The organism is Alteromonas sp. MmMcT2-2, from assembly GCF_022348305.1.
GTDB lineage: Bacteria > Pseudomonadota > Gammaproteobacteria > Enterobacterales > Alteromonadaceae > Alteromonas > Alteromonas macleodii.
This window is the reverse complement of the sequence record NZ_JAKRFA010000013.1, coordinates 1-24,350: the sequence shown is the minus strand read 5'-3', so window position 1 is coordinate 24,350 and position 24,350 is coordinate 1. Positions and strand designations below refer to the sequence as shown.

The following is a 24,350-nucleotide window of genomic DNA, read 5'->3' as shown; positions in this document are numbered from 1 at the left end:
AATTTCCAGTAGACAAAAGCATAAAAAAACACCGCAACTAAGTGCGGTGTTTTTTTATTTTGATAGTGCGGATAAATTAAACGACCTGTTTAACACGCAGCTCTTTAGGTACAGCAAATTCCACATTCTCTTCGCGTCCAGCACGCTCAGAAGCTGAAACAGCACCCCACGCTTTGAGCTTGTTTACCACACCTTGCACTAACACTTCCGGTGCAGACGCGCCTGCAGTAACGCCAATATGCTCTACACCTTCTAGCCATTCCTCTTGAATGCAATTAGCGTCAGCAATCAAATACGCTTTTGCGCCAATTTTTTCAGCCAACTCGCGAAGACGGTTCGAGTTTGAGCTATTCTGTGCCCCAACAACCAGTAAAACCTGACAATCTTGGGCTAGGTCACGCACCGCGTCTTGGCGATTCTGCGTGGCATAGCAAATGTCGTCTTTTCTCGGACCATTGATTTTGGGGAACTTAGCGCGAAGTGCGTCAATAACATCGGCGGTATCATCAACAGACAGCGTAGTTTGGCTGCAATAATAAAGATTGGTCGGATCTTTAACTTCAAGCGTTGCCACATCAGCTTCAGATTCAACTAAATAAATACCGCCATCTTCATTGCTGTACTGCCCCATGGTGCCCTCTACTTCAGGGTGACCAGCATGACCAATCAAGACACATTCAGTGCCCGTTTTGCTAGCGCGGGTAACTTCCATATGTACTTTCGTCACTAAGGGGCACGTGGCATCAAAGACCTTTAAACCGCGATTTTCCGCTTCTTTTCTTACCGCTTGCGATACGCCATGGGCAGAAAATATTACTATGCTGTCGTCTGGTACTTCGTGAAGCTCATCAACAAATAGCGCACCACGCTCACGTAGCCCATCTACCACAAATTTATTGTGTACCACTTCGTGGCGTACATAAATGGGCGGCTCGAACATTTCAAGCGCGCGTTCAACGATGGTGATAGCTCTATCAACGCCCGCGCAGAAGCCACGAGGGTTAGCTAAATGAATTTGCATAACTAGTTTCCACCTTGTGCTGACACGCCAGGTTTAACATCAATAATTTCAACGTCAAAGATAACCGTTTGCCCTGCTAGCGGGTGATTGAAGTCTACCGTAACAGAATCTCCAGCAGCACTTCGAATAATCCCCGGAATCTCTGAACCGTCAGGCTGAGCAAACGCTAAAATCATGCCTTCCTCAACCTGTAAATCTGCACCAAAGCGGCTTCTATCCATATAGTGAATATTATTCGGATCAGACTGGCCGAATGCATCTTCAGGGCCTAATTTAAATGACTTTTTGTCACCTTTTTTAAGCCCAAGTAAACACGCTTCAAAATTCGGCGTAAGGCTACCGTCACCCATCACCATTTTGGCAGGTTTGTTGTTTACACGAGTACTGTCAGCGGCAGAGCCATCTTCTAGCTTTAAATCAAAGTGAAGAATAACTTCGTTGTCAGCACCAATTATCAATGAGTCTGTCATAACCTTTCCGAATACTACTTAATGGTTTCGCTATTGTCAGCGGCACTGGCTCGCGCGTCTGCACCGTTCCCTTCACTTTTTTTGTCGCCATTTTTAAACATGTCGATAATAAGTAAGGCAGCGCCTATAAATATTGCGCTGTCAGCAATGTTAAACGCTGGCCAGTGGTAATTGTTTACGTAAAAATCTAAGAAGTCGATGACATAACCATGGACTAAACGGTCGTAAACGTTACCTAATGCACCACCTAGAATAAAGGCAAACGCAACGGGCAGCATTTTTTGCGAACGGGGTGACTGCTTCAGCCACCACAAAATCACTACACTTACCACGACAGCAATGGCAGTGAAGAACCAGCGCTGCCAACCACCTGCATTTTCTAAAAAACTAAATGCGGCGCCGTAATTATGTACGTAAGTAAAGTTAAAAAACGGCAATACCTGTATCGACTGATACAACGACATGCTGTCGATAACCGTGTACTTACTCCATTGGTCGAGGATAAACGCAATTGCGCTTATCCACAAAAAACGCAAGCCTGTATCGCGAAAAAGCTTAAGCATAGTGGCGTTCTTCTCCATCACCATCAATGTTTGTCACACAGCGACCACAAAGCTCTTCGTGACCTTCATGTGAGCCTACATCTTCACGGTGATGCCAGCAGCGAACACACTTTTCACCGCTTGCTTTATCAACGCTCAACCATAAACCTTCAACGTCTGTAGCTTTCGCATCAGACGGTGCACTGTCAACTTTCGTTAGCGTAACGCCTGAGGTAATAAGTACGAAGCGTAGCTCGTCTTCAAGCTTTGCAAGTACGTTGTACAACGACTCAGTAGCATAAAGCGAAATGCTCGCTTCTAGTGAGCCACCTAGCTCGCCATCTTTACGCGCCTGCTCCATCGCCTGGTTTGCGGCGTCTTTTACGCTTAGTACTTGATGCCATAAGGCATCGTTAAACGTATCGCTTTGCGTGAAGTTATTAAACCCTTCGTACCAAGTTTCAGTGAATACAAACTCGCTGCGCTCACCTGGTAACGTTTCCCAGATTTCTTGTGCAGTAAAACTGGTAATAGGCGCCATCCAGCGAACCAATGCTTCAATGATATGATACATGGCCGTTTGGCATGAACGACGGGCTAGCCCATCTGCTTTAGCTGTGTACTGGCGGTCTTTAATCACGTCTAAATAGAATGAGCCCAGCTCAATTGAGCAGAAGTGCGTAAGCTTCTGTGACACTACCAGCAAGTCGTAGTTGTCATACGCTTCGATAAGCTCTTCTTGAAGTGCCTTAGCACGAGCAACAACCCAGCGGTCAAGCGCGACCATATCTTCTTCTGCAACCGCATCTTCAACCGAGAAACCGTTCAGGTTTGCTAGCAAGAAGCGTGCAGTGTTACGTACGCGGCGGTAGCCATCTGCAGCACGCTTTAAAATTTCATCCGATACCGCAATCTCGCCGCGATAGTCAGTAGATGCTACCCATAGACGAAGGATGTCTGCGCCTAATTTGTTAGTCACTTCCTGAGGCGCCACAACGTTACCTACCGACTTCGACATTTTTCTGCCGTGGGCATCTACCGTAAAGCCGTGTGTTAGCACTTCTTTATAAGGCGCGTGACCGTGCATGGCAGTTGATGACATAAGCGAAGACATAAACCAACCGCGGTGTTGGTCTGAACCTTCAAGATATAAATCGGCAGAGGCCGGGATATCATCGCGACGGTCTACAACGAAGTAATGCGTCACGCCTGAGTCAAACCAAACGTCTAGGGTATCGGTCACTTTTTCATAGTTGTCTAATTCGCTACCAAGCAGGGCTGCATCATCGAGATCCCACCACGCTTGAATGCCTTTAGCTTCAACTTCTTGTGCCACCTTTTCCATTAACGCCGCAGACTCTGGGTGGATTTCACCGGTAAGTTTGTGCACATACAAAGGAATAGGCACGCCCCACGTACGTTGACGTGAGATACACCAGTCTGGACGACCTTCAACCATCTTCTCAATGCGGTTTTGGCCCCAGTCCGGGATCCATTTGGTTTGCTTAATTTGTTCAAGTGATTCAGCGCGAAGGCCTTTTTTATCCATGCTGACAAACCACTGAGGCGTAGCGCGGAAGATGATTGGCGTTTTGTGGCGCCAGCAATGCGGGTAGCTGTGCTCGTATTTTACGTTTAGGACAAGGTTACCCTTCTCTTTAACCGTTTCGATAATTTCATCGTTGGCTTTAAATACAAACTGACCTGCAAACAGCGGTGTGTTTTCAAGGTACACGCCATTGTTGCCTACCGGATTGTACACTTCGATATCGTATTGCTTGCCCACGTTAAAGTCGTCAACACCATGAGCTGGCGCTGTGTGTACACAACCTGTACCAGACTCAGTCGTAACGTGGTCGCCTAGAATTAACGGAACTTCAAGGTCTAAGAATGGGTGATTAACTTTAAGCTTATCAAGCGCAGCACCAGTACAGGTTGCCACTTCGCGGAAATCTTCAACGCCGTAACGGTTCATGCAGCTTTCAAGCAGGTCCTGCGCTACCACTAGCCATTCATTTGAAGGCTGAACTTCAACAATCGCATAGGTAAGCTCTGGGTGTAAGCTGATTGCACGGTTGGCTGGCAGTGTCCACGGTGTGGTAGTCCAAATAACTACACCTGCTTTGTGTGTGGTTAAATCACCTTCAGACACACCAAACGCTTCTGCAATAGCAGCCACATCAGCTACTGGGAACTTAACGTCGATAGCCGGTGATACTTTGTCTTTGTATTCAACTTCTGCTTCAGCGAGTGCCGAACCACAATCTGTACACCAATGAACAGGTTTGAAGCCCTTTTCTAAGTGACCCGAGTCTACAATTTTACTTAATGCGCGAATGATGTCGGCTTCAGATTTGAAGTCCATCGTTTTGTATGGGTTATCCCATTCACCAAACACACCTAAGCGTTTAAAGTCAGCCATTTGGCCGTCAATTTGCTTTTGTGCGTATTCGCGACACTTCTGGCGAAATTCAGCCGCAGTAACTTTCTTACCTGGCTTACCAACTTTCTTTTCTACCATCAATTCAATCGGCAAACCGTGACAGTCCCATCCAGGAACGTACGGAGAATCGAAGTCAGAAAGGTTTTTTGACTTTACAATAATGTCTTTAAGAATTTTGTTAACCGCGTGACCAATGTGAATATCGCCATTTGCATAAGGAGGGCCATCGTGAAGAATAAATGGCTTTTTGCCTTTTTTCGCTTCACGAATTTTGCTGTATACCCCTCTTTCCTGCCAGTCTTTAAGCATTTTCGGCTCGCGCTGAGCAAGGTTACCGCGCATCGGGAACGCAGTTTCTGGAAGGTTCAGTGTGGCTTTGTAATCACTCATAAAATTGTATTATCCGGTTACCTTAATTTTCACCCAATGCACTAACACATTGTGAAGGCGATATTCATTTTGCGATGTTTAAATTAAAACGCTGAATGTAAAAGGTTCAACGTAAAACTGTGTGTCGCTCTTACTAGCGCAAGGCTGACATTATATGTTCTAGCACAGTGACTTACTTACGCGTTTCGCGAACAAGGATCCACGTTTAAAAAATCAAGCTCAATAAAATTAATACGCGCAGAAACTTTTCGTGACTTTATCACGTTTAACTATGCTAATAACAGACGCGCTTGTGCTGCATCTGCTTGAATTTGATTTTTCAACGCCTCAAAAGAATCAAATTTAATTTCATCTCTTATTTTTGCCATCGGAAACACCGTAATGGGCTTGCCGTAAAGGTCAGATGACAAATCAAAAATATGGACTTCTAACTGGTTTCTTACCCCGTTAACAGTAGGACGGGTACCAATGTTCGCAACGCCGTTATAGTGTTTACCATCTACGTCGACACGAACTGCGAACACGCCGTGAATTGGCGTTTTTTGGCGTTTTAGCATGACATTCGCGGTGGGAAAACCAATGGTACGACCTTTTTTCTCGCCGTGAACCACCCTACCGTGAATAGCAAACGGGCGCCCTAGCATTTCGGTAGACAGACCAAAGTCGCTGTCAGCCAACGCTTCTCGCACCGCGGTAGAGCTTATTCGATGGGCATGCATGGTAAAACTGTGGGTACTTACTACTTCGAAACCGTATTGGCGACCTGCCGCCTCAAGCATTTCGAAATCCCCTTTGCGGCCATTGCCAAAACGGAAATCGTCGCCAACAACAAGAAATTTAACACCCAGTTTGTCCACCAGTAAATCGTGGACGAAGGTATCGGCACTTTGCTTAGCAAACTCCGCATTAAATCGCACAGCAAGCAGCCTGTCGACACCTTGTTGGCGCAGCAACTCGTACTTTTCGCGAAGAGGGCTTATACGCGCTGGTGCTTTATCAGGCATAAAGACTTCTTCAGGCTGAGGTTCGAACACCATTACGGTGGCAGGAAGTGATAGCGATCTCGCTTTTTCAAGCACGTTAGCCAACACAGCTTGATGACCACGGTGTACGCCGTCGAACTTGCCAATAGTGAGCACACACCCTTTATGGTGCGGTTTTACATTGTTTAGCCCGCGGATAAATTCCACTGTTAGCCACTACCTTTTAACTGCTAGAAAATCAAAGCTCGCGATTATAGCCGACCGCGAGCACAATACCAAGCACACGGGCCATTCTGGCTCCATGCTCTATTTCGCATCTATTGAATACTAATCGCCGCCGCTTCTGAAATGTCTGGGTCGCATGCCCAGCACCACCATGGTGGTCACAAACAATATAACCGACAGCGAAATGGTTATTCCTACCTCTAACATTTGGGCGGGAAGAGACAATTCAAAGAAAGCTAAGCCTTGATCGCGATAATAAATAAGCCCGCCCATGGCAGCACTTGCAATAACCACACGGGCAATAAACAAAACCGATGTGCGGCTTAACGCAAATACACCTTGTCTATGCAGTGTTATATAAAGCAAAGCGGCGTTAAGCGTAGCTGACATACTGGTAGCGACAGCAAGCCCTACATAACCAAACGGAATCGCTAAAATAAGGTTAAACACCATGTTTGCGACCATACACCAAATACCAAATTTCACTGGCGTCTTGGTGTCTTGGCGGGAATAAAACCCTGGCGCGAGAATTTTTACCAGCATAAAGCTGAGCAAGCCAAACGAGTACGCGGTAAGCGAGTAAGACGCCATAATAGCGGTTTCAGCAGTAAACGCGCCGCGCTGAAAAATAACGGTCAAAATAGGCCTTGCCATCACGCCAAGTCCCACTGCAGCAGGTATGCCCAATAAACACACCATGCGAAACGCCCAATCGATATTCGCAGCAAACGCTTTGGGGTTATTACTGACGTGGTTTCGGGATAGCGTAGGTAAAATGACTGTTGCGATGGCAATACCAAACAACCCTAGGGGAAATTCAAGCAGCCTGTCTGAATAGTATAACCAGCTAATAGAACCGGTAACTAAAAAGCTGGCGATGAAGGTATCAAACAACAAATTGATTTGCCCTACTGACACACCGAATAAGGCAGGGATCATCAGGGTGCGTACTTTTACCACGTTTTCGTCATGCCAGCCCCACTTTGGCTTTACCAAGAGCCCTGCCCTGAACAAAAACGGTAGTTGAAACAAGAACTGTACGATACCGCCGATAAACACACCCCACGCTAGCGCGTATGCGGGTTGCTCCAGCGTAGGTGCTAAGTATATTGCGCATGCAATAATGCATACGTTAAGTAAAACAGGGGTAAAGGCAGCAACCGCAAACTTATTGAGCGTATTGAGTATCGCCCCTGCCAACCCAGTCAGAGAGATAAACGCCAAATAAGGAAAGGTAATTTTTAACATGGTCGACGCGAGCACAAACTTATCTCCGGCCTCGTCCCCTTCGAGCCACGCCACAAACCAGCCTGTACCAAATAAAGCCGCCAAAACAGGAGATGCTATTACCCCTATAATAGAAACTACAAAAACAATAGCGCCTAATGTACCGCTGACTTTTGCAACGAACTCTCTAAGCTGCTTTTTATCGTCGTTCTCGTGGACTTCGGTTAATACCGGAATAAACGCTTGTGCAAATGCACCTTCAGCGAATAGACGACGAAGAAAATTAGGAATTTTGTTAGCAAAGAAAAATACGTCAGCGGCTGCTCCATCGCCCATAAGCTTGGCAACAACAACATCACGTACCAAGCCTAATACTCGCGAGACCAAGGTCATAATACTGACGATAAGACCAGATTTTATTAACTTCCGTGACACGTCACACTTCCAATAAGAGGTAAAGAATAGGCTGAATAGCATCAGCCATTTGAAAGATAGTCAAAGGCGTCTGCTAACCGCAAAGCGGCAACGCTAGGTTGCAAGCGAGCCATAATAACTAAAGGCTATCGCAGGCGAAACGATTTCTTCAAAATAGTTGTGCATCTTTAACAACTTTCTTGTTATAATCCGCGCCCGGTATGGGGTGCTGTCGTTTATGCATGTCTATCGCTAAAATGTCTTGAAAGAATATCACTACGAATCTCTTTCAAAAAATGTCGCAGAGAAATGTCGCAAAGAATGTGCAACGTGTTGAGCATACTTTGTGTTCAATAGCTTGCGCGTTTTAACGCGGAACGATTTAAGTTTTAAATCGTTTGACATTTGGGCGTTTGGTAGGCACAATCCGCACCCTCGTTTTTGACATGAATTTATTTTGGGAGTTACACCTTGGCTAACATTAAGTCTGCTAAGAAGCGTGCAATCCAAGCCGAAAAGCGTCGTCAGCACAACGCTAGCCGTCGTTCAATGACTCGTACAAGCATCAAGAAAGTTATCGCTGCAATTGCAAGCGGTGACAAAGAAGCGGCACAAGCTGCACTTACTGCTGCTACTCCAGTACTTGACAGAATGGCTACTAAAGGCTTGATTCACAAGAACAAAGCTGCTCGTCATAAGAGCCGTCTAGCTGCACAAATCAAAGCACTAGGTTAATCTTTACGATTAGTAGTTAAAAAAGCGCCCTTCGGCGCTTTTTTTGTATCTGTAATCGACGCTAATTAGCATGGGTTACTGATTTCAAATTTAGACTTAAAGGCATAAAGCCCACCACTAGGCGAGCTCTGTTACAGTCTTTGCGGTGTATTCACATCCCAGCTATCCGCTTATCAGCTCATTTTTCTTATTGAGCTTGCCGGTGCAATACGCATGATCCAGTGAAGGATGGCCCAAGGCCAGCTTGGCACAAACGCATTCGCTTTTTCTTTATTGATTGCATTGACCATCGCACGACAGCCCACATCGGTATCAACAATAAACGGTACTTTCTCTACTTTTTCGTTTATTTCGCTGCGAATAAAACCGGGGTGAATACAGGTGACGTTAATTGGCGTATTCATTACATCCATTCGAATGCCTTCGGTCATTGATGTAAGCCCTGCTTTTGTTGCCGCGTATACAGTCATGGCGCGTCTAAACCCGCGCACCGCGCTTATAGATGAAATCGTCACAAGATGACCACTATTTTGTGCCCTAAAGATAGCCATTGCCGCTTCACATTGTGCTAGCGCCGACACAAAGTTAGTCACCGCCGTTTGCTTGTTAGCGTGGAAATACCCAGTGCCAATAGACGCGCCCTTGCCCATGCCTGCGTTTACAATGACTCTATCAAGGGTTCCCATGTCGGCTTTGAATGCGTCGAATACTTCAAAAACCGCATCGTGATCATTGACATCCAGCGAGCGAATATACACATCAATGTTTGGGTTAATTGAATGCAATTCGTCTTTCAATTTTTCTAAATTCTCAAAGCGTCTTGCGCATAGGGCTAGGTTACAACCCTGTTTGGCAAACTCAATCGCCATTCCCTTGCCTAGGCCTGAACTCGCGCCTGTGATCAGAATATTGCGTCTTGTTGTCATTATCGTTTTCCTGATGCTTTTATGGCCTTATTACAACGCCACATTAAGTAATGAATGAAGATCCAAAAGTTTTTAAACGCTGGATTATTGGTTTGCTTGTGGTGGTATCGATAGTAGATTTGCTGGGCAATACCGGCTAAACGGAAAAGCCCGTATACCTCGTAAAAGGTAAAATCATCTACATCTATTTCCATCTCTTTGCAGTAGTACGCAACCACCTGCTTTCGAGTTAGCATACCGGGTAAGTGAGTAGGCTGGCGGCGCGTTGATTGGGCCAAAAAGTCATCATCCGGTTGTACCCAATACGCCAAGGTATTACCCAAGTCCATAAGCGGGTCCCCCAAGGTCGCCAGTTCCCAGTCCAACACACCAATAATTTGCGTATAGTTATCTGGCTTTAACACCACGTTGTCGAATCGGAAGTCATTGTGGGTAATACAAATGCGTTCATTAGCGGGCATGTGGTTTTCTAGCCAGCGCATTATTTTTTTACCCGAGGGGACATTCCAGGTTTTTGCTTTACTATAGCGTTCGCTCCACCCGCTTATTTGGCGTTCTATGTAGCCAGCACCTTTACCTAAGTGCTCAAGCCCCGCTTTCTTATAATCCACTTTATGAAGCTCGATTAAGCTATCAAGTACATTAGTGCAGAGTTGTTTGGTTTGCTGCTCAGACGTGTTTAAGCCTTTGGGTAAGTTCTTACGTGGTATCACGCCGGTAAACTTCTCCATTACATAAAACTCTGTGCCTATAACGCTCTCGTCTTCACAAAGTCCAAGCATTTCTGGCACATAGCGGTAAACAGGTTTTAACGCATGCTGTAACCGGTACTCCCGCCCCATATCGTGAGCACCTTTCGCTTTAGTACCTGCCGGTGCCCTTCGCAAAATTAACGACGTTTGCTCGCTCTGGTTTTGTTTACTGCCTTGATAGTCCAAGCAGTACGTCCAATTAGAAGCGCCCCCAGAATACTGGGTGACTTGAGGCAAGCTATCGCTACTTTGTATCATGGCCTTCAATGATGGACTGGAGGCACTAATATTTTCCTTAAGCCAATTGTGTACAGCGTTCACGTCTAGCTCTTCGCCTGCACGTACGCTGTCAGCTTTATCTACGACCTGTTGTTGCATATCTCAATCTTCTTGTAATTCTGTTTCAAAGGGCCTATTCAAAGTGCTAACTCACAATCTTTGGCTAGAAGATACTTCTGTTTGTGCCTGTACAAGAGCAGCTCGACAATTATCTTCAGATAGCTTGGCGACAAACACAGGTGAGCGCGTTTCCGTTTTACCTAATTTTGCTTTAAATTTGCTTTTCCATTGCACGCTTCATCATCTTCGTTTGATTGAGCATATTTTTGATATAACGCTGGGTTGGCAGCAGCTTCTTTAACAGGAAAGCGCGTTTACCCAGTTTATGGGTAAGAATAAGAAACTGCTTTTTATCGACTTGCTGAAATATGGACTCAGCCACGTCTTCTTTCGTCATGTCTGCTTTGGCAAAGAACTTGTTGAGCATTTTGTGCGACGCTGGGTTGCTGCTTCGCATCGACTCATCTAAATTCGTTTTGAAGAAGCTTGGACAAACTACACTAACGTCAATATTGTCAGGTGCTAATTCCAACTTCATGGTTTCAGAAAACGACACGACTGCAGCTTTAACCGCGTTATAACTTCCCATATAAGGAATAGGCGTTAGCCCCGCTTGCGATGCAATATTAATGAAATAGCCACCGCCTTGCTCTCGCATTAACGGTAAGAGTGCACGACTGACTCTCACCATGCCTAACACATTAATATCAAACACCCACTGCCACTGCTCAATGCTCTCATCTAAAAGGCTGCCACCAGAAGCAACACCCGCATTGTTAAATACGATATCAACACCGCCCCAGCGATTTTCTAAGGTGTTCGCTAACGTTTGAACATCATTTTCAGAGGTTATATCGCAATGGATGTAAAACGCATTGGCACCTTGGGCGGATAGCGTATTTACTGTTTCATCGCCTCTTTCTTGGTTAATATCGGCAATGCAAATATCTAACCCCTCGTCTTTGCCTGCCCACTTTTCCGCCCACTTAAGGGCAATGGCCTGACCTAAGCCGGTAGAGCCACCGGTAATCAATACGCGCATGATGTGTTTCCTAACTGTTCTTGTTTCATTATTCTTGTATCGGCGTTTATGTTTAGTTGCGCTTTATTGTGTTAAGCGCTAATCAGTACTTCACTATTCTCTCTAATTGACCGCCTTATCAATCCAATCAAACTGATTCCGTCTTTTGCAGTGGCACTGATGGCTCTTCGTCACGCATTTTTCGTTTTGCCCACAGGGCCAATAGTGCGGGCCCGATGTACATTGCTACGCCATATACACCAGGTGCAATCGCGTAATCAGGCGCATCTAAAAAGGTAATACATATCAGCATTGCAAGCGCCGCGTTTTGCACGCCTATTTCAATGGCCAGCGTGAGCGAGTCTTTAAATGCTAGGTTTGAAAGCTTAGCAAGCCCGAGCCCTAACAATACCGATGATAAATTTAACGTTAAGCAAACCAAAAACGCGCTTTCAAAGGACGCGGCTAAATTGTTTCTTTCTGAAACCAACACGCCCACAATCATAAGCAACATGAAGTACATAGAAAACTGCCGGAAGAAGCTTTCAGTTTTAGTAGCAAACCTGCTGTTAAAGCGACGAATGGTCATGCCTAAAATGACCGGTACAATTGATATACCAACCAGCCCGATCACTGTTTGAATAATAGAAAAGTCTGGCGCGTTTTCTTTTACAAAGTAATCAAGAGCAAATTGAATGATGAAGGGCGTTGAGAAAACGCAAGCGATGGTAGAAATAGCGGTTAAGCTGACTGAAAGGGCCAGACTTGCTTTTGCAATGTGGCTGATTAAATTACTGGTCGTTCCGCCTGGGCATGCCGCTAAAACCATGACACCAACCGCAATATAATCGGGTAGACCAAAAACAAAGCACAGTCCTAGCGCCAACATAGGCAGCAATATAATTTGCCCTATAAAACCCGTTATTACTGCTTTAGGTGCTTTAAGTAGTCGGGCAAAGTCTGCAAGGGTTAGCGTTAGCCCCATACCAAACATAACAAATGCCAACGCTAGAGGTAACAACACCTCGGTAAGTACAGATGCCTGCATGCACACGCCCCTTACAAAAGAAGCCTCTATAAAAGAAATCTTTTATTAACATTTAAGCCAGTGTACTCTGTTTAATAATAAATAAAAATGATGCCTTATTATGGAAACCCATAAATGATATGCATGGAAAATTAGACCTAAATTTGTTTGTTGTGCTGCATGCGGTCTACGATCAGGGCGGCATTACGAAAGCCGCCAACGCACTTTGCCCAACAATTCAGTAATAAATTCGCTATCGAAATTCTGCCCCTTCCATTTGACGTCCTCCCACTCCCCGTACACATGTATTGGCACAAACACGCCGATGAATACTTAGTGAATGTATGGATGCGAGAGAAGCTTTTAGCAGTGGCGAATAAGTTGGGGTTATAGCCTAATGCCGATCAGTTAAGAATATTTTCCTGATCGGTTGACCGATCGTTTTAAGGCTTCAAAATCCGATATCAGTCTCTGGTATCGGATTTTTTTATGTCTTTGCTTACAAACCTTGATGATACATTTGCTCATGCAGAAGATTTGAATGCTATTAATAAACTGATGTCTTTAATTGACCCTGAGCTTCTTCAGCAAGCTTATGCTTTATCGGGGGTAGCGACCGTCAGACGTCGCCGCTTACCTTTGGATTCGGTCGTATTTACTATTGTTGGTATGAGTCTGTTTCGTAGTGATCCGGTCTGGGATATCGCGAATAAACTGGATATCTCGTTACCTGGTAAAAACAGGTTTGTTGCTCCCAGCGCAGTGGTGCAGGCCCGGCAGCGACTGGGCGAAGAAGCTGTCGGTCATGTCTTTAAGCTGATGGCACAGCGGGCATTTGGTGAGTATGCCTTTGAACAGTGGTGTGGTTTAAATGTACTGGCGGTTGATGGTGTGATGTTCCGTGCCCAGGATACCACTGAGAACCTTGCCGCATTCGGATGTGACCGGAATGTGATGGGCGATAACCCGTACCCGCAGGTACGCATGTGTAGTCTGATGGAAACGTCTAGCCACCTTCTTTTGGCCAGTGAATTTGACGGCCGTGATGTCGGAGAGATGTCTCTTGCAGAGCGGCTTATTCCTTCAGTCCCTGATAACTCTCTAACCCTCTTCGACAGAGGATATTACTCGCTGGGATTACTGCACCTGTGGATGACCAAAGGTGTTAATACGCACTGGATGCTGCCCGCCCGTAAAGATTTACAGTACATAGTGAAACATCAACTAAGAGAACATGATGCTGTAGTCACCCTCAAGACCTCGCCTCAGGCGCGGAAGAAGTTTGATGGTTTACCTGAAACCATCGAAGCGAGACTGACCAGCTACGAAGTAAACGGAAAGACCTACCGCGTGCTTAGTTCAATGGTCGATGCTATGCAGTTCCCCTACGAAGAGATTGCCGATGTGTACGTTCAACGCTGGGAAATAGAACTGGGCTTCAGGGAAATGAAACAGACGTTACATCAGGCAAAGCTGACGCTTCGCAGCAAGAAATCTGAGATGGTGCGTCAGGAACTGTGGGGACTATTACTCGCCTACAATCTGATTAGAATGATGATGCTTGATGCCGTAAAAGATATGCCGGAGCTATCTCCCTCACGGCTTAGCTTCGGTCTATGCATGAGGCATATCATCGTTTTCTTCCTGACCACCATCCCAGACACAGTGACCAAACTGCCCGTCCACTATGAATACCTGATGGAATCGTTGAGGATGATGAAGTTACCTGACAAACGACCTGACAGGTATTATCCACGAGTTGTGAGGAAAAGGCCGACTAAATACCCCACAAAGAAAAAAGCCAGTCAGCTTAACTGACTGGCATTAGGGTTATAGCCCGTATTTGTGTTGCTGTAACACAATGGTCAAGCAAGCGTCACGGTAGTGTCAATTTGCAAACCTATAGTGACGATCCAAGGCATCGCTTTGGGAAACCGCTATGAAAAAGACACACTATCGAACACTTTGGCTTTCTGATATCCATTTGGGAAATCGCGACTGCAAAGCTGAATACTTACTTTCCTTTCTTGATAGCATCACTGTAGACACCCTCTATTTGGTGGGTGATATTGTTGATATGTGGCAAATGACCAAGCAATTTCGCTGGCCACAGGCGCATAATCAAGTCATGCACAAATTCATGCAAATGAGCCAAGACGGCACGCGTGTGGTGTACTTACCCGGCAACCACGATGAACCAATTCAGTCTTATTCTGGTATGGCCTTCGGTGATATAGAAATAGAGCGAGAGTTGGTTCACACCACAGCACAAGGGAAGCGTTATTTAGTCTTACATGGCGATCAGTTCGATGGCGATGTAACTATGGGCAAATTCCATGCGTGGATTGGCGATAAAGGTTACGACCTTTTGCTTTTTCTAAATAGAGAGTTTAATCGCCTACGCGCGTGGCGCAAGCGAGAATACTGGTCACTTGCGGGCTATATTAAAAAACACATTAAGGGAGCGAATGAAGCCATCTCCCGTTATCGAGAAGCATGCTGCAGGCGCGCCGATGAAATGGGGCTCGACGGTGTTGTGTGTGGCCATATTCATCACCCTGAAAGCAGCTTTGAAAACGGCATTCACTACATTAATGATGGGGACTGGATAGAAAACTGCAGTGCACTGTCAGAAGACGTGAACGGTAGCTTATCTCTTATTCGTTACCTTGATTCATTAGAGTCAGCTACCGTAACGTCTATTACAACCAAAACCTCTCGCTCAGAAGCAGCATAGCTGGCATTACACAAATGGGGCTGTAACGGCCCCTGACTTTTACTACTCACCAAGCAACAGGTGAATTCCAAACCCATCCATAAAGGTTAGGGCCTGCTGACCTGTGCCCCACATCATAGGTTAACAGGTCATAGTTACAACTTTTTAACACTGTCAAATAACTGCCATGAAACTGTGTGAAAAGCGTCACATTGCCCTGCTATTGTTCGCCAAAACCGGAAGAGAAACAGGTTCTATGTTTACTGTAAACGACGTACTGAACAAGCATTACCCTCAAGTAGCAAATAACCCCATTCTATTTAAGTCGCTGTCATTCGTCTTAAGGCACCTTCTTCACGAACGTGAAATTACCGAATTTGGTGAAGCATATCCGCATTACGAAGATATCGATTTCGTAGAGCAAGTGCTGGAATATTTTAATATCAGCTACTCCACCCGCGATGTAGAAAAAGAACGCATTCCAAGTGAAGGTAGAGTGGTGATTATTGCTAACCATCCGATTGGCTCACTCGACGCACTTGCGCTTATAAAGCTGGTTAGTGAAGTACGTCACGACTTGAAAGTGGTCGCCAATGAAATGCTTATGGCCATTGAACCGCTTCACGATATGCTGTTACCTGTAAACAATATGCAGGGAGGCACACCAAAACAGCATTTATCGGCAATTCAAAAACACCTTAACAGCGACGGCGCCATACTGATTTTCCCAGCCGGTGAAGTTTCTCGATTACGCCCACAAGGTGTTCGCGACACCAGATGGCACACAGGTTTTTTACGCATTGCAAAGCAAGCAAAAGCACCGATATTGCCGGTTTATATAGACGCGAAAAATAGCCCGCTTTTTTACGGCGTGTCCATGGTATACAAGCCATTAGCCACCGCGCTGCTCGTTAAAGAGATGTTCAAACAGCGTAAGAAGCATTTACCTATGCGCATTGGCGAACTTATTCCATTTGAAGCGTACCAGCAAACCAATATACCGCTAAAAGAGCAGGTAAAGCTGTTTAAGCGCCATCTGTATCGTATTGGCAGTAACAAGAAAGGCGTATTTGAAACCCAGGCTTCTATTGCCATGCCAGAAGACAGAAAAGAACTGGCCCGCGCTATGCGAGACTGCGAACATTTAGGTGAAACTGGCGACGGAAAATCTATTTACCTATACCAACACAAAAGCTGTTCACCGATTATGCGAGAGATTGGCCGCCTGCGCGAAGTGGCGTTTCGAGCCGTGGGCGAAGGTACCAACAAGCGTAGAGACATCGATCAGTACGACTCCCACTATTATCACCTTGTACTTTGGGATGACAACGATTTAGAAATTGTGGGGGCCTACCGCTTTGGCGATGCTGAGCTTTTGACAGCGCCAGACCACCCTACCGGACTCTACTCTGCCACCTTATTTAATTACGGTAAGGACAACGATAAACTCTTCAAAGAAGGCTTAGAGCTAGGGCGAAGCTTTGTCCAGCCTCGCTATTGGGGAAAGCGTAGTTTAGATTATTTGTGGTTTGGTATCGGGGCATTTTTAAGCCGCTACCCAAAGTATCGCTATCTGTTTGGTGCGGTGTCACTCAGTAATGCCTACCCTGAACCCGCTAAAGATTTATTGGTACAATTCTATTCCACGTACTTCCCTGCCAAGTTTGGCGAAGCGACCTGCAAGCGACCTTATCAAATGGCGAACGACGCGTTACATCAATTTACAGGTAACGATTACAAGGCAGAATTTACGCAGCTAAAGCATTTACTGGCTAACATGGGCGTAAACGTACCAACGCTGTATAAGCAGTATTCTGAAGTGGCTAAAGACGGCGGGGTGGCATTTTTAGGCTTTAATGTCGACCCAGATTTTAACGACTGTATCGACGGACTGGTGGTGGTTGACATGCAAACACTTACTGAGAAAAAGCGCAAACGCTATCTAACCGATATTCAGCTTAAAGCCACAGCCTAAGCGAAGAGGGAGCTTCTGACAAACGCTCCCTTTCTCATTCTACGGCCTTCCGCTTTACTGAAAATTTCAGAAGTCGTTATCGCTCGCCAACATACTTAAGAATGTCGGTATAAATATCTTCAAGAGTGAGCAAATCAGACACATGAATGTGTTCGTTTATTTGGTGAATGGTGGTGTTTGGCACACCCACTTCAACCACTTGTGTGTGCTCACTAGCAAAAAAACGCCCGTCAGAAGTACCACCAGATGTACTGATAACAGGGTAACGCCCTGTAGCGCCCTTTATCGCTTTTTCTACGCATGCAATTAAGCAATGCTCCGCATTACTCTTAGGCTTGCTCAAGTAAGCTTCACAGGGTCTTGAAAAGCTAACTTTGGCTTCTGTATCAATGCTATTGATAATACTGCGCAGCAATACCGATAAACTGTTTTGATTAAACTGCCACGAATATCTGACATTAAACTCTATACGAACAGCACTAGGCACTATGTTATCTGTGAAGCTTCCCGTGTCCATATGTGTTATTTGAAGCGTAGTACCAGGGAAATCATCACTCCCCTTGTCAAATGGGTACTGTGTTAGCGCATTAATCACGTTACTCGCTTTGTGGATAGCATTTACCGCTGTCTTTGAATAAGCCACGTGACCTTGCTTTCCTGCAATATGGATAGTGCCGGAAAGTGAGCCCCTGCGGCCAATCTTAATTGTATCGCCGGTTGATGCAGATGCAGAAGGTTCACCGACTAGGCACATATCAAGCTGGACATTTTTAGATGCCAAATATTCAGCTATCCATTTAGAGCCCCACTCCGCCTCCCCTTCTTCATCACTGGTGATTAGCCACCAGAAAGAGACCTTTTCCTTATCTAACGAGGCAATGGTTCGCTCTGTTGCCGCTAGCATGGCTGCGATGCCTGTTTTCATATCGGCAGCACCACGTCCATATAATTTATTTTTGCTAATTACGGGACTAAAAGGCGGTGACTTCCACTTATCAAGAGGACCTGGGGGCACAACATCAGTATGGCCGCTAAATGCAAAGTGATTCGTGCCCTGCCCCCACCTGGCGATGAGGTTGCTCACTCCATTAATTGTGTATTTCTCACAAAAGAAACCGAGCTTTTCGAGCTTGTATATCAGGTAACTTTGGCAACCAGCGTCCTGTGGGGTAATCGACGCTCTTGCCATAAGCACTTCGGCAAAATAAATACTGCGAGCTGGCGCTATGGAAGGTAAAGGCTGAATTGACATGCATAAGAAACCTTTATGAAACGTGGGTCTATTACACAAATGTAAAGTGACACGGCAATAACAGATTTACGACAATGCCATGACAGCGGACAAGGTAACCTGAAGTTAAAAATAATAAAGGATGACAACAAGGAAGGCGACAATGGATGAGTTGGCGACTAGGACTGGCTCGTTAAGATTTGTCTAAATCAACGCGCGTTGTTATAACTAGAACATAACTTAAAGAAAGGCATTACTGTGTTAAAAATCATTGTTTTAATACCCCTTATTTTGTCACTACTCTGGTTTGGCTATTTACAAGCCAATAAATACACTCTGGAGCAAGGCAAGCAAGGGTTTCTGTACATATTTGTGTTATCTGGTGTTATTGCGGCATTTTATACACTGATGCTGTTCTTAACGAACTAACGCACTTCAAATAAATAGCCAATCACTGTGTTGTAAAAAAAAGCCAGCATCTATGAAAGAGGCTGGCTTTTTAGTATTTGCCGGTGTCACTGTTAGTCGCAGCGACAGCTTTTATGCAGCAGTGCTTATAGCGTCTGTGAGATAGTCACTTCTGCATTTGCGCGAAGCGCATCAATATATTGTTGATAAACGCGCTGGCCTTGTACCTGAGCAAGGCGCTGCTTCAGGCTTTCACCCAACTCATTCTCAAGCTCTGGTGCTGCGTTAACGTTTTCAAGCATAACAACAGCAACGTCACCGTTTACCGTTGTTGCAACATCAACTTTATCTTCGCCTTCAAGGGCAAGAGAGAAAAGCGTGTCAACGAGTGCACGTGCAAGTGTACCGCCCGCTCTCGGAACAGCAGCTGCTGTCTCCCAAGACACAGACTTTTCAGCTAGCTCGCTTTCAACGCTTTCTCCAGCACGCACTTTTTGTGCGATATCAAACGCCCAAGCTTCTGCAGCTTCTTTTGACTTTTCAGCCTTAACAGAGGCTTCGATGCCTTCGCGTACTTCTTCAAGAGATTGAGTACGCTGAGGCTGATGCTCAATAACACGCGCAACAACAACGGTTTCGTCGTCTAGTTCTATAATATCGCTATTAAGCCCTTCATCAATAAGTTCAGAAGAGAAAGCAACGTCTAGTAAACCAGGGAAGCTTAGATCAGCGGGTGCGGTGTTGCGACTAAATACCACTGACTCTTGCACAGGCAAATCAACCGCGTTCGCTGCATCTTCTAACGTATCAGGTACTTCAAACGCAATTTCAGCTAACGTATTTTGAAGCTCAAAGTACTTTTCCATAGCTGCGTCATAAAGAAGCGTATCGCGAATCTCACCCGCTACTTCATCGAAAGATTTAACTTGTGCTTCTTTTAAGTCTGTCAACTTGATGATGTGAAAACCAAACTCGGTTTCAACTACGTCGGATACATCGCCAACATTTTGTAAAGCAAAAGCTGCTTCATCAAACGCTGGATCCATCATTTCTGGCGTAATGAAGTCTAGGTCACCACCGTTTTCGGCAGAGAATGTGTCATCAGAGTTTGCTTCTGCAAGAGCCGCAAAGTTTGCACCGTTGTCGAGTTCTGCTTTTAATGATTCTGCTTTTGCTTTCGCTGCATCGGCATCATCGCCCGCTTCGATAAGAATATGAGAAACACGTCGCTCTTCTTCTTTGCCGTAGCTTCCCAGGTTATTTTCGTAGTACGTGCGAACCGCTTCTTCATCAACCGAAACGCGATCTTTCAAGTCATCGACACTTAACTTAACGTAAGCAAGTTTAACCTGCTCGTCAGTATCGAAAGAGGCGATGTTGTTATTATAAAAAGCTTCAACATCCGCATCTGTCACTTCAATTGAGCCGGCAAATTCATCAGAGCTCACTAGCACGTATTTCGCATCACGAGTTTGGCGCTGTAGCGCATTCGCTTGCTGTACTTCACCGTCCAACGCAAATGAAGAATTCGTTAGCGCTGCAGCCAACTGGTTTTGTGTCATTTGAACGCGCAGATAATCACGGAAATCGGCTACTTGAAAACCGTTTTGACGAAGAATGGCTTGGAAACGTTCGTTATCGAACTGACCACCAAACTGGAATTCAGGCATTTGTGTTATGGTTTCGCGAATTTGTTTATCACTTACGCGCAATCCCATGTCCGTCGCTTGTTGCTGAATTAGTTTTTCAGCAATAAGTCTGTCCAGTACATTTCTTCTGAAATCTGCGAGGTATTGCTCACTAGAGAAAAGCTGTGCGATGCTTTCGCCGTATTGTGACTCCATTTGTGCACGCTGATTCTGATATGCACGCTCTAGTTCTTGTGCCGAAATTTCTTCGCCATTAACAGTAGCTACTGCAGTAGTACCTGATGATGTGAGGTAGCTACCTACACCTGCGAATACGAAACTTAAAACGATAAGCGCGATAATCGCCATCGCCCATGGGCCTTGAGAACCTTCTCTGATTCTTTCTAGCATGATTGTTCTTCAACTCCGTTGCTTACTACAGTTACCTCAAACCATCACAAATCCGTGAGTGCGAGATAAAATAAGCGCTGATTATAACCCAATGCTGCCGAATATAAACGACCAAAACACACTATTTGTACTGTCTTTCGTTAAGTTCGAACGTTGCGAGGACATGTATAAAACTCATCAAGCCTCGTAGGGTTATTTCTACTCTTAAAATATTGGGGTCAGAGTCATTACTCTGACCCCAATATTGAATTCTTTGTTTTAGAAATAAAAAAGGCGATGGACTAGCCATCGCCTTTTTCTATAATTTTTGTGCTTAGTTACAAGCGTCTTTCAGTGCTTTACCAGCTTTGAAAGATGGAACTTTCGCTGCTGAAATCTGAATAGTCTCACCAGTTTGTGGGTTGCGGCCACTGCGAGCTGAACGTTCGCGAACTGAGAAAGTACCAAAGCCTACTAGTGCAACTTGGTCGCCGTCTTTAAGCGCCGCAGTTACTGAGTCAGTGAATGCGTCAAGAGCGCGGCCAGCAGCTGCTTTAGAAATGTCTGCACCAGCAGCGATTTGGTCGATAAGTTGAGACTTGTTCACAATTATGATCCCCTTCGATTGTTATTATACTGTTTGTCCAAAACGATTTTGCTTGAACGTTATAGCAAGCTTGATTGTTAACATCAAGCTTCAGTCACAAATAATTAACTTTATTAATGAATCGCTGCAATCCCTTTTGTGGCAAGGCTTCAAGCGAATACCACTTAAAGGTAACACAACTTTTGCGACTTGAAAGCCCTAATTTTAAAAAAATCAGGTTTTCTTTCGCTCAATGCACATTTTTTGTTCAATTATTGCAATTTTATAGCAAAAAAACGGCTACACGCCTTTAAAAACAAAGGATTGTAGCCAGTCGATTCAGTTATTTTTTAACCACCTTGACGCTTTCTACAGGTTCCTGCAGTGCAATATCAAGAACTTCATCAATCCACTTAACCGGATGGATTGATAAATCTTTCTTCACGTTGTCTGGAATTTCTTCCAAATCACGCTCGTTATCTTTTGGAATAACGACAGTTTTAATGCCGCCTCGATGCGCAGCTAATAGTTTTTCTTTAAGTCCACCAATTGCAAGCACCTCACCACGTAGGGTGATTTCACCGGTCATGGCTACATCGCACTTCACAGGGTTACCCGTAAGTGACGAAACAAGTGCAGTACACATAGCAATACCTGCGCTAGGGCCATCTTTCGGCGTAGCACCTTCAGGTACGTGCACGTGAATATCACGTTTCTCGTAGAAGTCATCGTTTATGCGAAGCTTTTCTGCACGACTTCTTACCACCGTCATAGCAGCCTTAATAGACTCTTGCATGACATCACCTAACGAACCCGTTGATGTCATTTTGCCTTTGCCCGGAACCGACGTTGTTTCAATGGTCAGTAAGTCACCACCTACCTGCGTCCAAGCAAGTCCTGTAACTTGGCCAATTTGATTGTCTTTATCGGCTTTACCGTAGTCAAAGCGTTGAACGCCAAGGTAATCTTTAAGGTTATCCTGCGTTACGACTACTTTGTCTTTGCTCTTCTTAAGCAAGATATCTTTTACCGCTTTACGGCATACTTTCGACACTTCGCGCTCTAAGCTACGAACCCCGGCTTCACGGGTATAGTATCGAATCATACCGATAACGGCAGAATCGGTAATTTCCAACTCCTTCGCTTTAAGCCCATTGCGTTCCATTTGCTTACCAATTAAATGGTTCTTTGCAATGTTGAGTTTTTCATCTTCTGTGTAGCCAGATAGACGAATCACTTCCATACGGTCAAGTAATGGGCCTGGAATATTCATGCTGTTAGAGGTGGCTACGAACATAACGTCTGACAGGTCGTAGTCGACTTCCAGATAATGATCACTAAAGCTATTGTTTTGCTCTGGATCTAGTACTTCAAGCAGCGCTGACGCAGGGTCGCCTCGCATATCTGATGACATCTTATCGATTTCATCAAGTAAGAAGAGCGGGTTTTTAACCCCTACTTTCGCCATTTTTTGAACTAGCTTACCTGGCAATGAACCAATGTAAGTACGACGGTGACCACGGATTTCAGCTTCGTCACGTACGCCACCTAGTGCCATACGCACATATTTGCGACCTGTCGCTTTAGCTATCGACTGGCCTAATGAAGTTTTACCTACACCTGGAGGACCAACAAGACACAGAATTGGGCCTTTTAGCTTCTTAACACGCTGCTGAACGGCTAAATACTCAAGAATGCGCTCTTTCACTTTCTCAAGGCCGTAGTGGTCTTCGTTGAGCACACCTTCTGCGCGGGAAAGATCTTTCTTAACCGGCGAGCGCTTGTTCCACGGCACGTTAGTCAGCCATTCAATGTAACTTCGAAGCACGGTAGCTTCTGCAGACATTGGTGACATCATCTTAAGCTTTTGAAGTTCAGCTTTCGCTTTATCTTCCGCTTCTTTAGGCATTTTAGCGTCGGCTATCTTTTTAGATAACGCTTCAAATTCATCAGGTGCGTCATCCAGTTCACCCAACTCCTTCTGAATAGCCTTCATCTGCTCATTCAAGTAGTACTCGCGCTGGCTCTTTTCCATTTGCTTTTTAACGCGGGTACGAATTTTCTTTTCGACCTGCAGCAAATCTATTTCGCCTTCCATCAGCGCCATCAGATATTCAAGACGCTCATTGACGCCCTGCATCTCTAACACTTTTTGCTTTTCAGTAAGCTTAAGAGGCATATGTGCAGCCATGGTGTCGGCTAAACGAGGCGCATCTTCAATGCCATTTAGTGATGTCAGTACTTCTGGTGGAATTTTTTTGTTTAGCTTTACATAGCCTTCAAACTGAGAAACCGCAGAGCGAATAAGCACTTCTTGTTCACTCTCATCAATCTCTTCATCAGTTAGTTTGTCTACATTAGCAACAAAGAACGGCTCTGATTGCTTATAGCTTTCAATTTCACCGCGTACACTACCTTCTACCAGCACTTTAACCGTACCGTCGGGTAGCTTTAGAAGTTGTAGGATAGTAGCAATAGTACCGACGGTATAGATGTCGTCCGCTTCAGGCTCATCTACGCCAGCGTCTTTTTGTGCTACTAGAAAAATTTGTTTGTCATTATCCATTGCCGCTTCTAGACAACGAATTGATTTCTCACGCCCAACAAATAGGGGTATGACCATATGCGGGTAAACAACCACGTCCCGCAAGGCAAGCACAGGAATTTCAATGCGATTTTCACGCTCAACTGTCATACTTGTTCTCAATTAGTTTGAAATGTCATTTTTATATGGGGATGCAAGAGCAAAGTTCAATCGAAACTTATTAAAGTGCGTTAATTCCTTAACCTTACCTTCCCTGCTCTAGGGCCTGTATATGGTCTCCCCCATTATTGCAAGAGTAAACATGCTGTTTTGACTAAAATGGTTTGCGTCCGTATATCCGGCTTCTCGTTGAAGTA

At 45.1% G+C, this 24,350-nt stretch carries 18 protein-coding genes and 1 pseudogene; 5 read left to right on the top strand and 14 right to left on the bottom strand.

The window, feature by feature from the left end; translation table 11 throughout:
* Positions 1-76: 76 nt before the first annotated feature.
* The 6 genes from ispH to murJ all read right to left on the bottom strand — a co-directional run bounded on the left by ispH (position 77) and on the right by murJ (position 7,736).
* A complete protein-coding gene (ispH, locus tag MHM99_RS09735; protein WP_049586577.1) occupies positions 77-1,021 on the bottom strand; it encodes a 4-hydroxy-3-methylbut-2-enyl diphosphate reductase in 945 nt (314 codons plus the stop codon).
* A gap of 2 nt (positions 1,022-1,023) precedes the next feature.
* Entirely contained in the window at positions 1,024-1,491 is a 468-nt protein-coding gene (gene fkpB / locus MHM99_RS09730) for an FKBP-type peptidyl-prolyl cis-trans isomerase (RefSeq protein WP_014950129.1), read from the bottom strand.
* Between the two features lie 14 nt (positions 1,492-1,505).
* Positions 1,506-2,054, bottom strand: a complete 549-nt coding sequence (gene lspA, locus MHM99_RS09725) for a signal peptidase II (protein WP_049586575.1) — start codon at positions 2,052-2,054, stop codon at positions 1,506-1,508.
* Positions 2,047-4,866, bottom strand: coding sequence for an isoleucine--tRNA ligase (ileS, locus tag MHM99_RS09720; protein WP_239219157.1), 2,820 nt, complete (start codon positions 4,864-4,866; stop codon positions 2,047-2,049). The genes lspA and ileS overlap by 8 nt, the downstream gene beginning before the upstream one ends.
* Positions 4,867-5,135: 269 nt before the next feature.
* Complete coding sequence (gene ribF / locus MHM99_RS09715) at positions 5,136-6,056, bottom strand: bifunctional riboflavin kinase/FAD synthetase (RefSeq protein ID WP_239219155.1); 921 nt, start codon at positions 6,054-6,056, stop codon at positions 5,136-5,138.
* A 120-nt stretch (positions 6,057-6,176) separates the two neighbouring features.
* Positions 6,177-7,736, bottom strand: coding sequence for a murein biosynthesis integral membrane protein MurJ (gene murJ / locus MHM99_RS09710; RefSeq protein ID WP_168463244.1), 1,560 nt, complete (start codon positions 7,734-7,736; stop codon positions 6,177-6,179).
* Between the two features lie 450 nt (positions 7,737-8,186).
* On the opposite strand from murJ, the gene rpsT reads away from it, so the two are divergent.
* A complete protein-coding gene (rpsT, locus tag MHM99_RS09705; protein WP_014950134.1) occupies positions 8,187-8,450 on the top strand; it encodes a 30S ribosomal protein S20 in 264 nt (87 codons plus the stop codon).
* Between the two features lie 173 nt (positions 8,451-8,623).
* Here the strand turns inward: rpsT and MHM99_RS09700 are convergent, their stop codons facing one another.
* From MHM99_RS09700 to MHM99_RS09685, 4 genes are all read right to left on the bottom strand, one after another.
* The gene (locus MHM99_RS09700; protein WP_039216949.1) at positions 8,624-9,376 is read right to left on the bottom strand and encodes an SDR family oxidoreductase; all 753 of its coding nucleotides are present in this window, start codon (positions 9,374-9,376) and stop codon (positions 8,624-8,626) included.
* Positions 9,376-10,506: a phosphotransferase family protein gene (locus MHM99_RS09695; RefSeq protein WP_049586571.1), complete on the bottom strand. Its 1,131-nt coding sequence runs from the start codon at positions 10,504-10,506 to the stop codon at positions 9,376-9,378. The genes MHM99_RS09700 and MHM99_RS09695 overlap by 1 nt, the downstream gene beginning before the upstream one ends.
* Positions 10,507-10,678: 172 nt before the next feature.
* Positions 10,679-11,509, bottom strand: coding sequence for an SDR family oxidoreductase (locus MHM99_RS09690; RefSeq protein ID WP_049586569.1), 831 nt, complete (start codon positions 11,507-11,509; stop codon positions 10,679-10,681).
* Positions 11,510-11,636: 127 nt separating this feature from the next.
* The gene (locus tag MHM99_RS09685) at positions 11,637-12,536 is read right to left on the bottom strand and encodes a bile acid:sodium symporter family protein (protein ID WP_049586567.1); all 900 of its coding nucleotides are present in this window, start codon (positions 12,534-12,536) and stop codon (positions 11,637-11,639) included.
* A 195-nt stretch (positions 12,537-12,731) separates the two neighbouring features.
* On the opposite strand from MHM99_RS09685, the pseudogene MHM99_RS21375 reads away from it, so the two are divergent.
* From MHM99_RS21375 to MHM99_RS09670, 4 genes and pseudogenes are all read left to right on the top strand, one after another.
* A pseudogene (locus MHM99_RS21375) lies at positions 12,732-12,908 on the top strand (LysR family transcriptional regulator); the annotation flags it as partial.
* A gap of 96 nt (positions 12,909-13,004) precedes the next feature.
* Positions 13,005-14,333, top strand: coding sequence for an IS4 family transposase (locus MHM99_RS09680; RefSeq protein ID WP_061095784.1), 1,329 nt, complete (start codon positions 13,005-13,007; stop codon positions 14,331-14,333).
* Positions 14,334-14,454: 121 nt separating this feature from the next.
* Entirely contained in the window at positions 14,455-15,252 is a 798-nt protein-coding gene (locus MHM99_RS09675; protein WP_168463245.1) for a UDP-2,3-diacylglucosamine diphosphatase, read from the top strand.
* A 166-nt stretch (positions 15,253-15,418) separates the two neighbouring features.
* Positions 15,419-17,206, top strand: coding sequence for a lysophospholipid acyltransferase family protein (locus MHM99_RS09670; RefSeq protein WP_275444204.1), 1,788 nt, complete (start codon positions 15,419-15,421; stop codon positions 17,204-17,206).
* A gap of 76 nt (positions 17,207-17,282) precedes the next feature.
* Here the strand turns inward: MHM99_RS09670 and dapE are convergent, their stop codons facing one another.
* The 4 genes from dapE to lon form a co-directional block, all read right to left on the bottom strand.
* On the bottom strand, positions 17,283-18,458 hold the full coding sequence (gene dapE / locus MHM99_RS09665; protein WP_239219153.1) for a succinyl-diaminopimelate desuccinylase: 1,176 nt from the start codon (positions 18,456-18,458) through the stop codon (positions 17,283-17,285).
* Between the two features lie 533 nt (positions 18,459-18,991).
* On the bottom strand, positions 18,992-20,884 hold the full coding sequence (locus MHM99_RS09660; protein WP_239219151.1) for a SurA N-terminal domain-containing protein: 1,893 nt from the start codon (positions 20,882-20,884) through the stop codon (positions 18,992-18,994).
* Between the two features lie 313 nt (positions 20,885-21,197).
* Positions 21,198-21,470 carry a nucleoid-associated protein HU-beta gene (hupB, locus tag MHM99_RS09655; RefSeq protein ID WP_012518978.1) on the bottom strand — a complete coding sequence of 91 codons (273 nt, stop codon included), beginning with the start codon at positions 21,468-21,470 and terminating at the stop codon, positions 21,198-21,200.
* Positions 21,471-21,792: 322 nt separating this feature from the next.
* Complete coding sequence (lon, locus tag MHM99_RS09650; protein ID WP_039228334.1) at positions 21,793-24,144, bottom strand: endopeptidase La; 2,352 nt, start codon at positions 24,142-24,144, stop codon at positions 21,793-21,795.
* Between the last annotated feature and the right edge of the window lie 206 nt (positions 24,145-24,350).

Bases quoted from the DNA above. Each gene is read 5' to 3' on its own strand.
- MHM99_RS09670 (WP_275444204.1), top strand. From the start codon at position 15,419: ATGAAACTGTGTGAAAAGCGTCACATTGCCCTGCTATTGTTCGCCAAA.
- dapE (WP_239219153.1), bottom strand. From the start codon at position 18,458: ATGTCAATTCAGCCTTTACCTTCCATAGCGCCAGCTCGCAGTATTTAT.
- MHM99_RS09660 (WP_239219151.1), bottom strand. From the start codon at position 20,884: ATGCTAGAAAGAATCAGAGAAGGTTCTCAAGGCCCATGGGCGATGGCG.
- ileS (WP_239219157.1), bottom strand. From the start codon at position 4,866: ATGAGTGATTACAAAGCCACACTGAACCTTCCAGAAACTGCGTTCCCG.
- MHM99_RS09680 (WP_061095784.1), top strand. From the start codon at position 13,005: ATGTCTTTGCTTACAAACCTTGATGATACATTTGCTCATGCAGAAGAT.
- MHM99_RS09675 (WP_168463245.1), top strand. From the start codon at position 14,455: ATGAAAAAGACACACTATCGAACACTTTGGCTTTCTGATATCCATTTG.
- MHM99_RS09700 (WP_039216949.1), bottom strand. From the start codon at position 9,376: ATGACAACAAGACGCAATATTCTGATCACAGGCGCGAGTTCAGGCCTA.
- MHM99_RS09685 (WP_049586567.1), bottom strand. From the start codon at position 12,536: ATGCAGGCATCTGTACTTACCGAGGTGTTGTTACCTCTAGCGTTGGCA.
- lspA (WP_049586575.1), bottom strand. From the start codon at position 2,054: ATGCTTAAGCTTTTTCGCGATACAGGCTTGCGTTTTTTGTGGATAAGC.
- lon (WP_039228334.1), bottom strand. From the start codon at position 24,144: ATGACAGTTGAGCGTGAAAATCGCATTGAAATTCCTGTGCTTGCCTTG.
- ispH (WP_049586577.1), bottom strand. From the start codon at position 1,021: ATGCAAATTCATTTAGCTAACCCTCGTGGCTTCTGCGCGGGCGTTGAT.
- MHM99_RS09695 (WP_049586571.1), bottom strand. From the start codon at position 10,506: ATGCAACAACAGGTCGTAGATAAAGCTGACAGCGTACGTGCAGGCGAA.
- fkpB (WP_014950129.1), bottom strand. From the start codon at position 1,491: ATGACAGACTCATTGATAATTGGTGCTGACAACGAAGTTATTCTTCAC.
- MHM99_RS09690 (WP_049586569.1), bottom strand. From the start codon at position 11,509: ATGCGCGTATTGATTACCGGTGGCTCTACCGGCTTAGGTCAGGCCATT.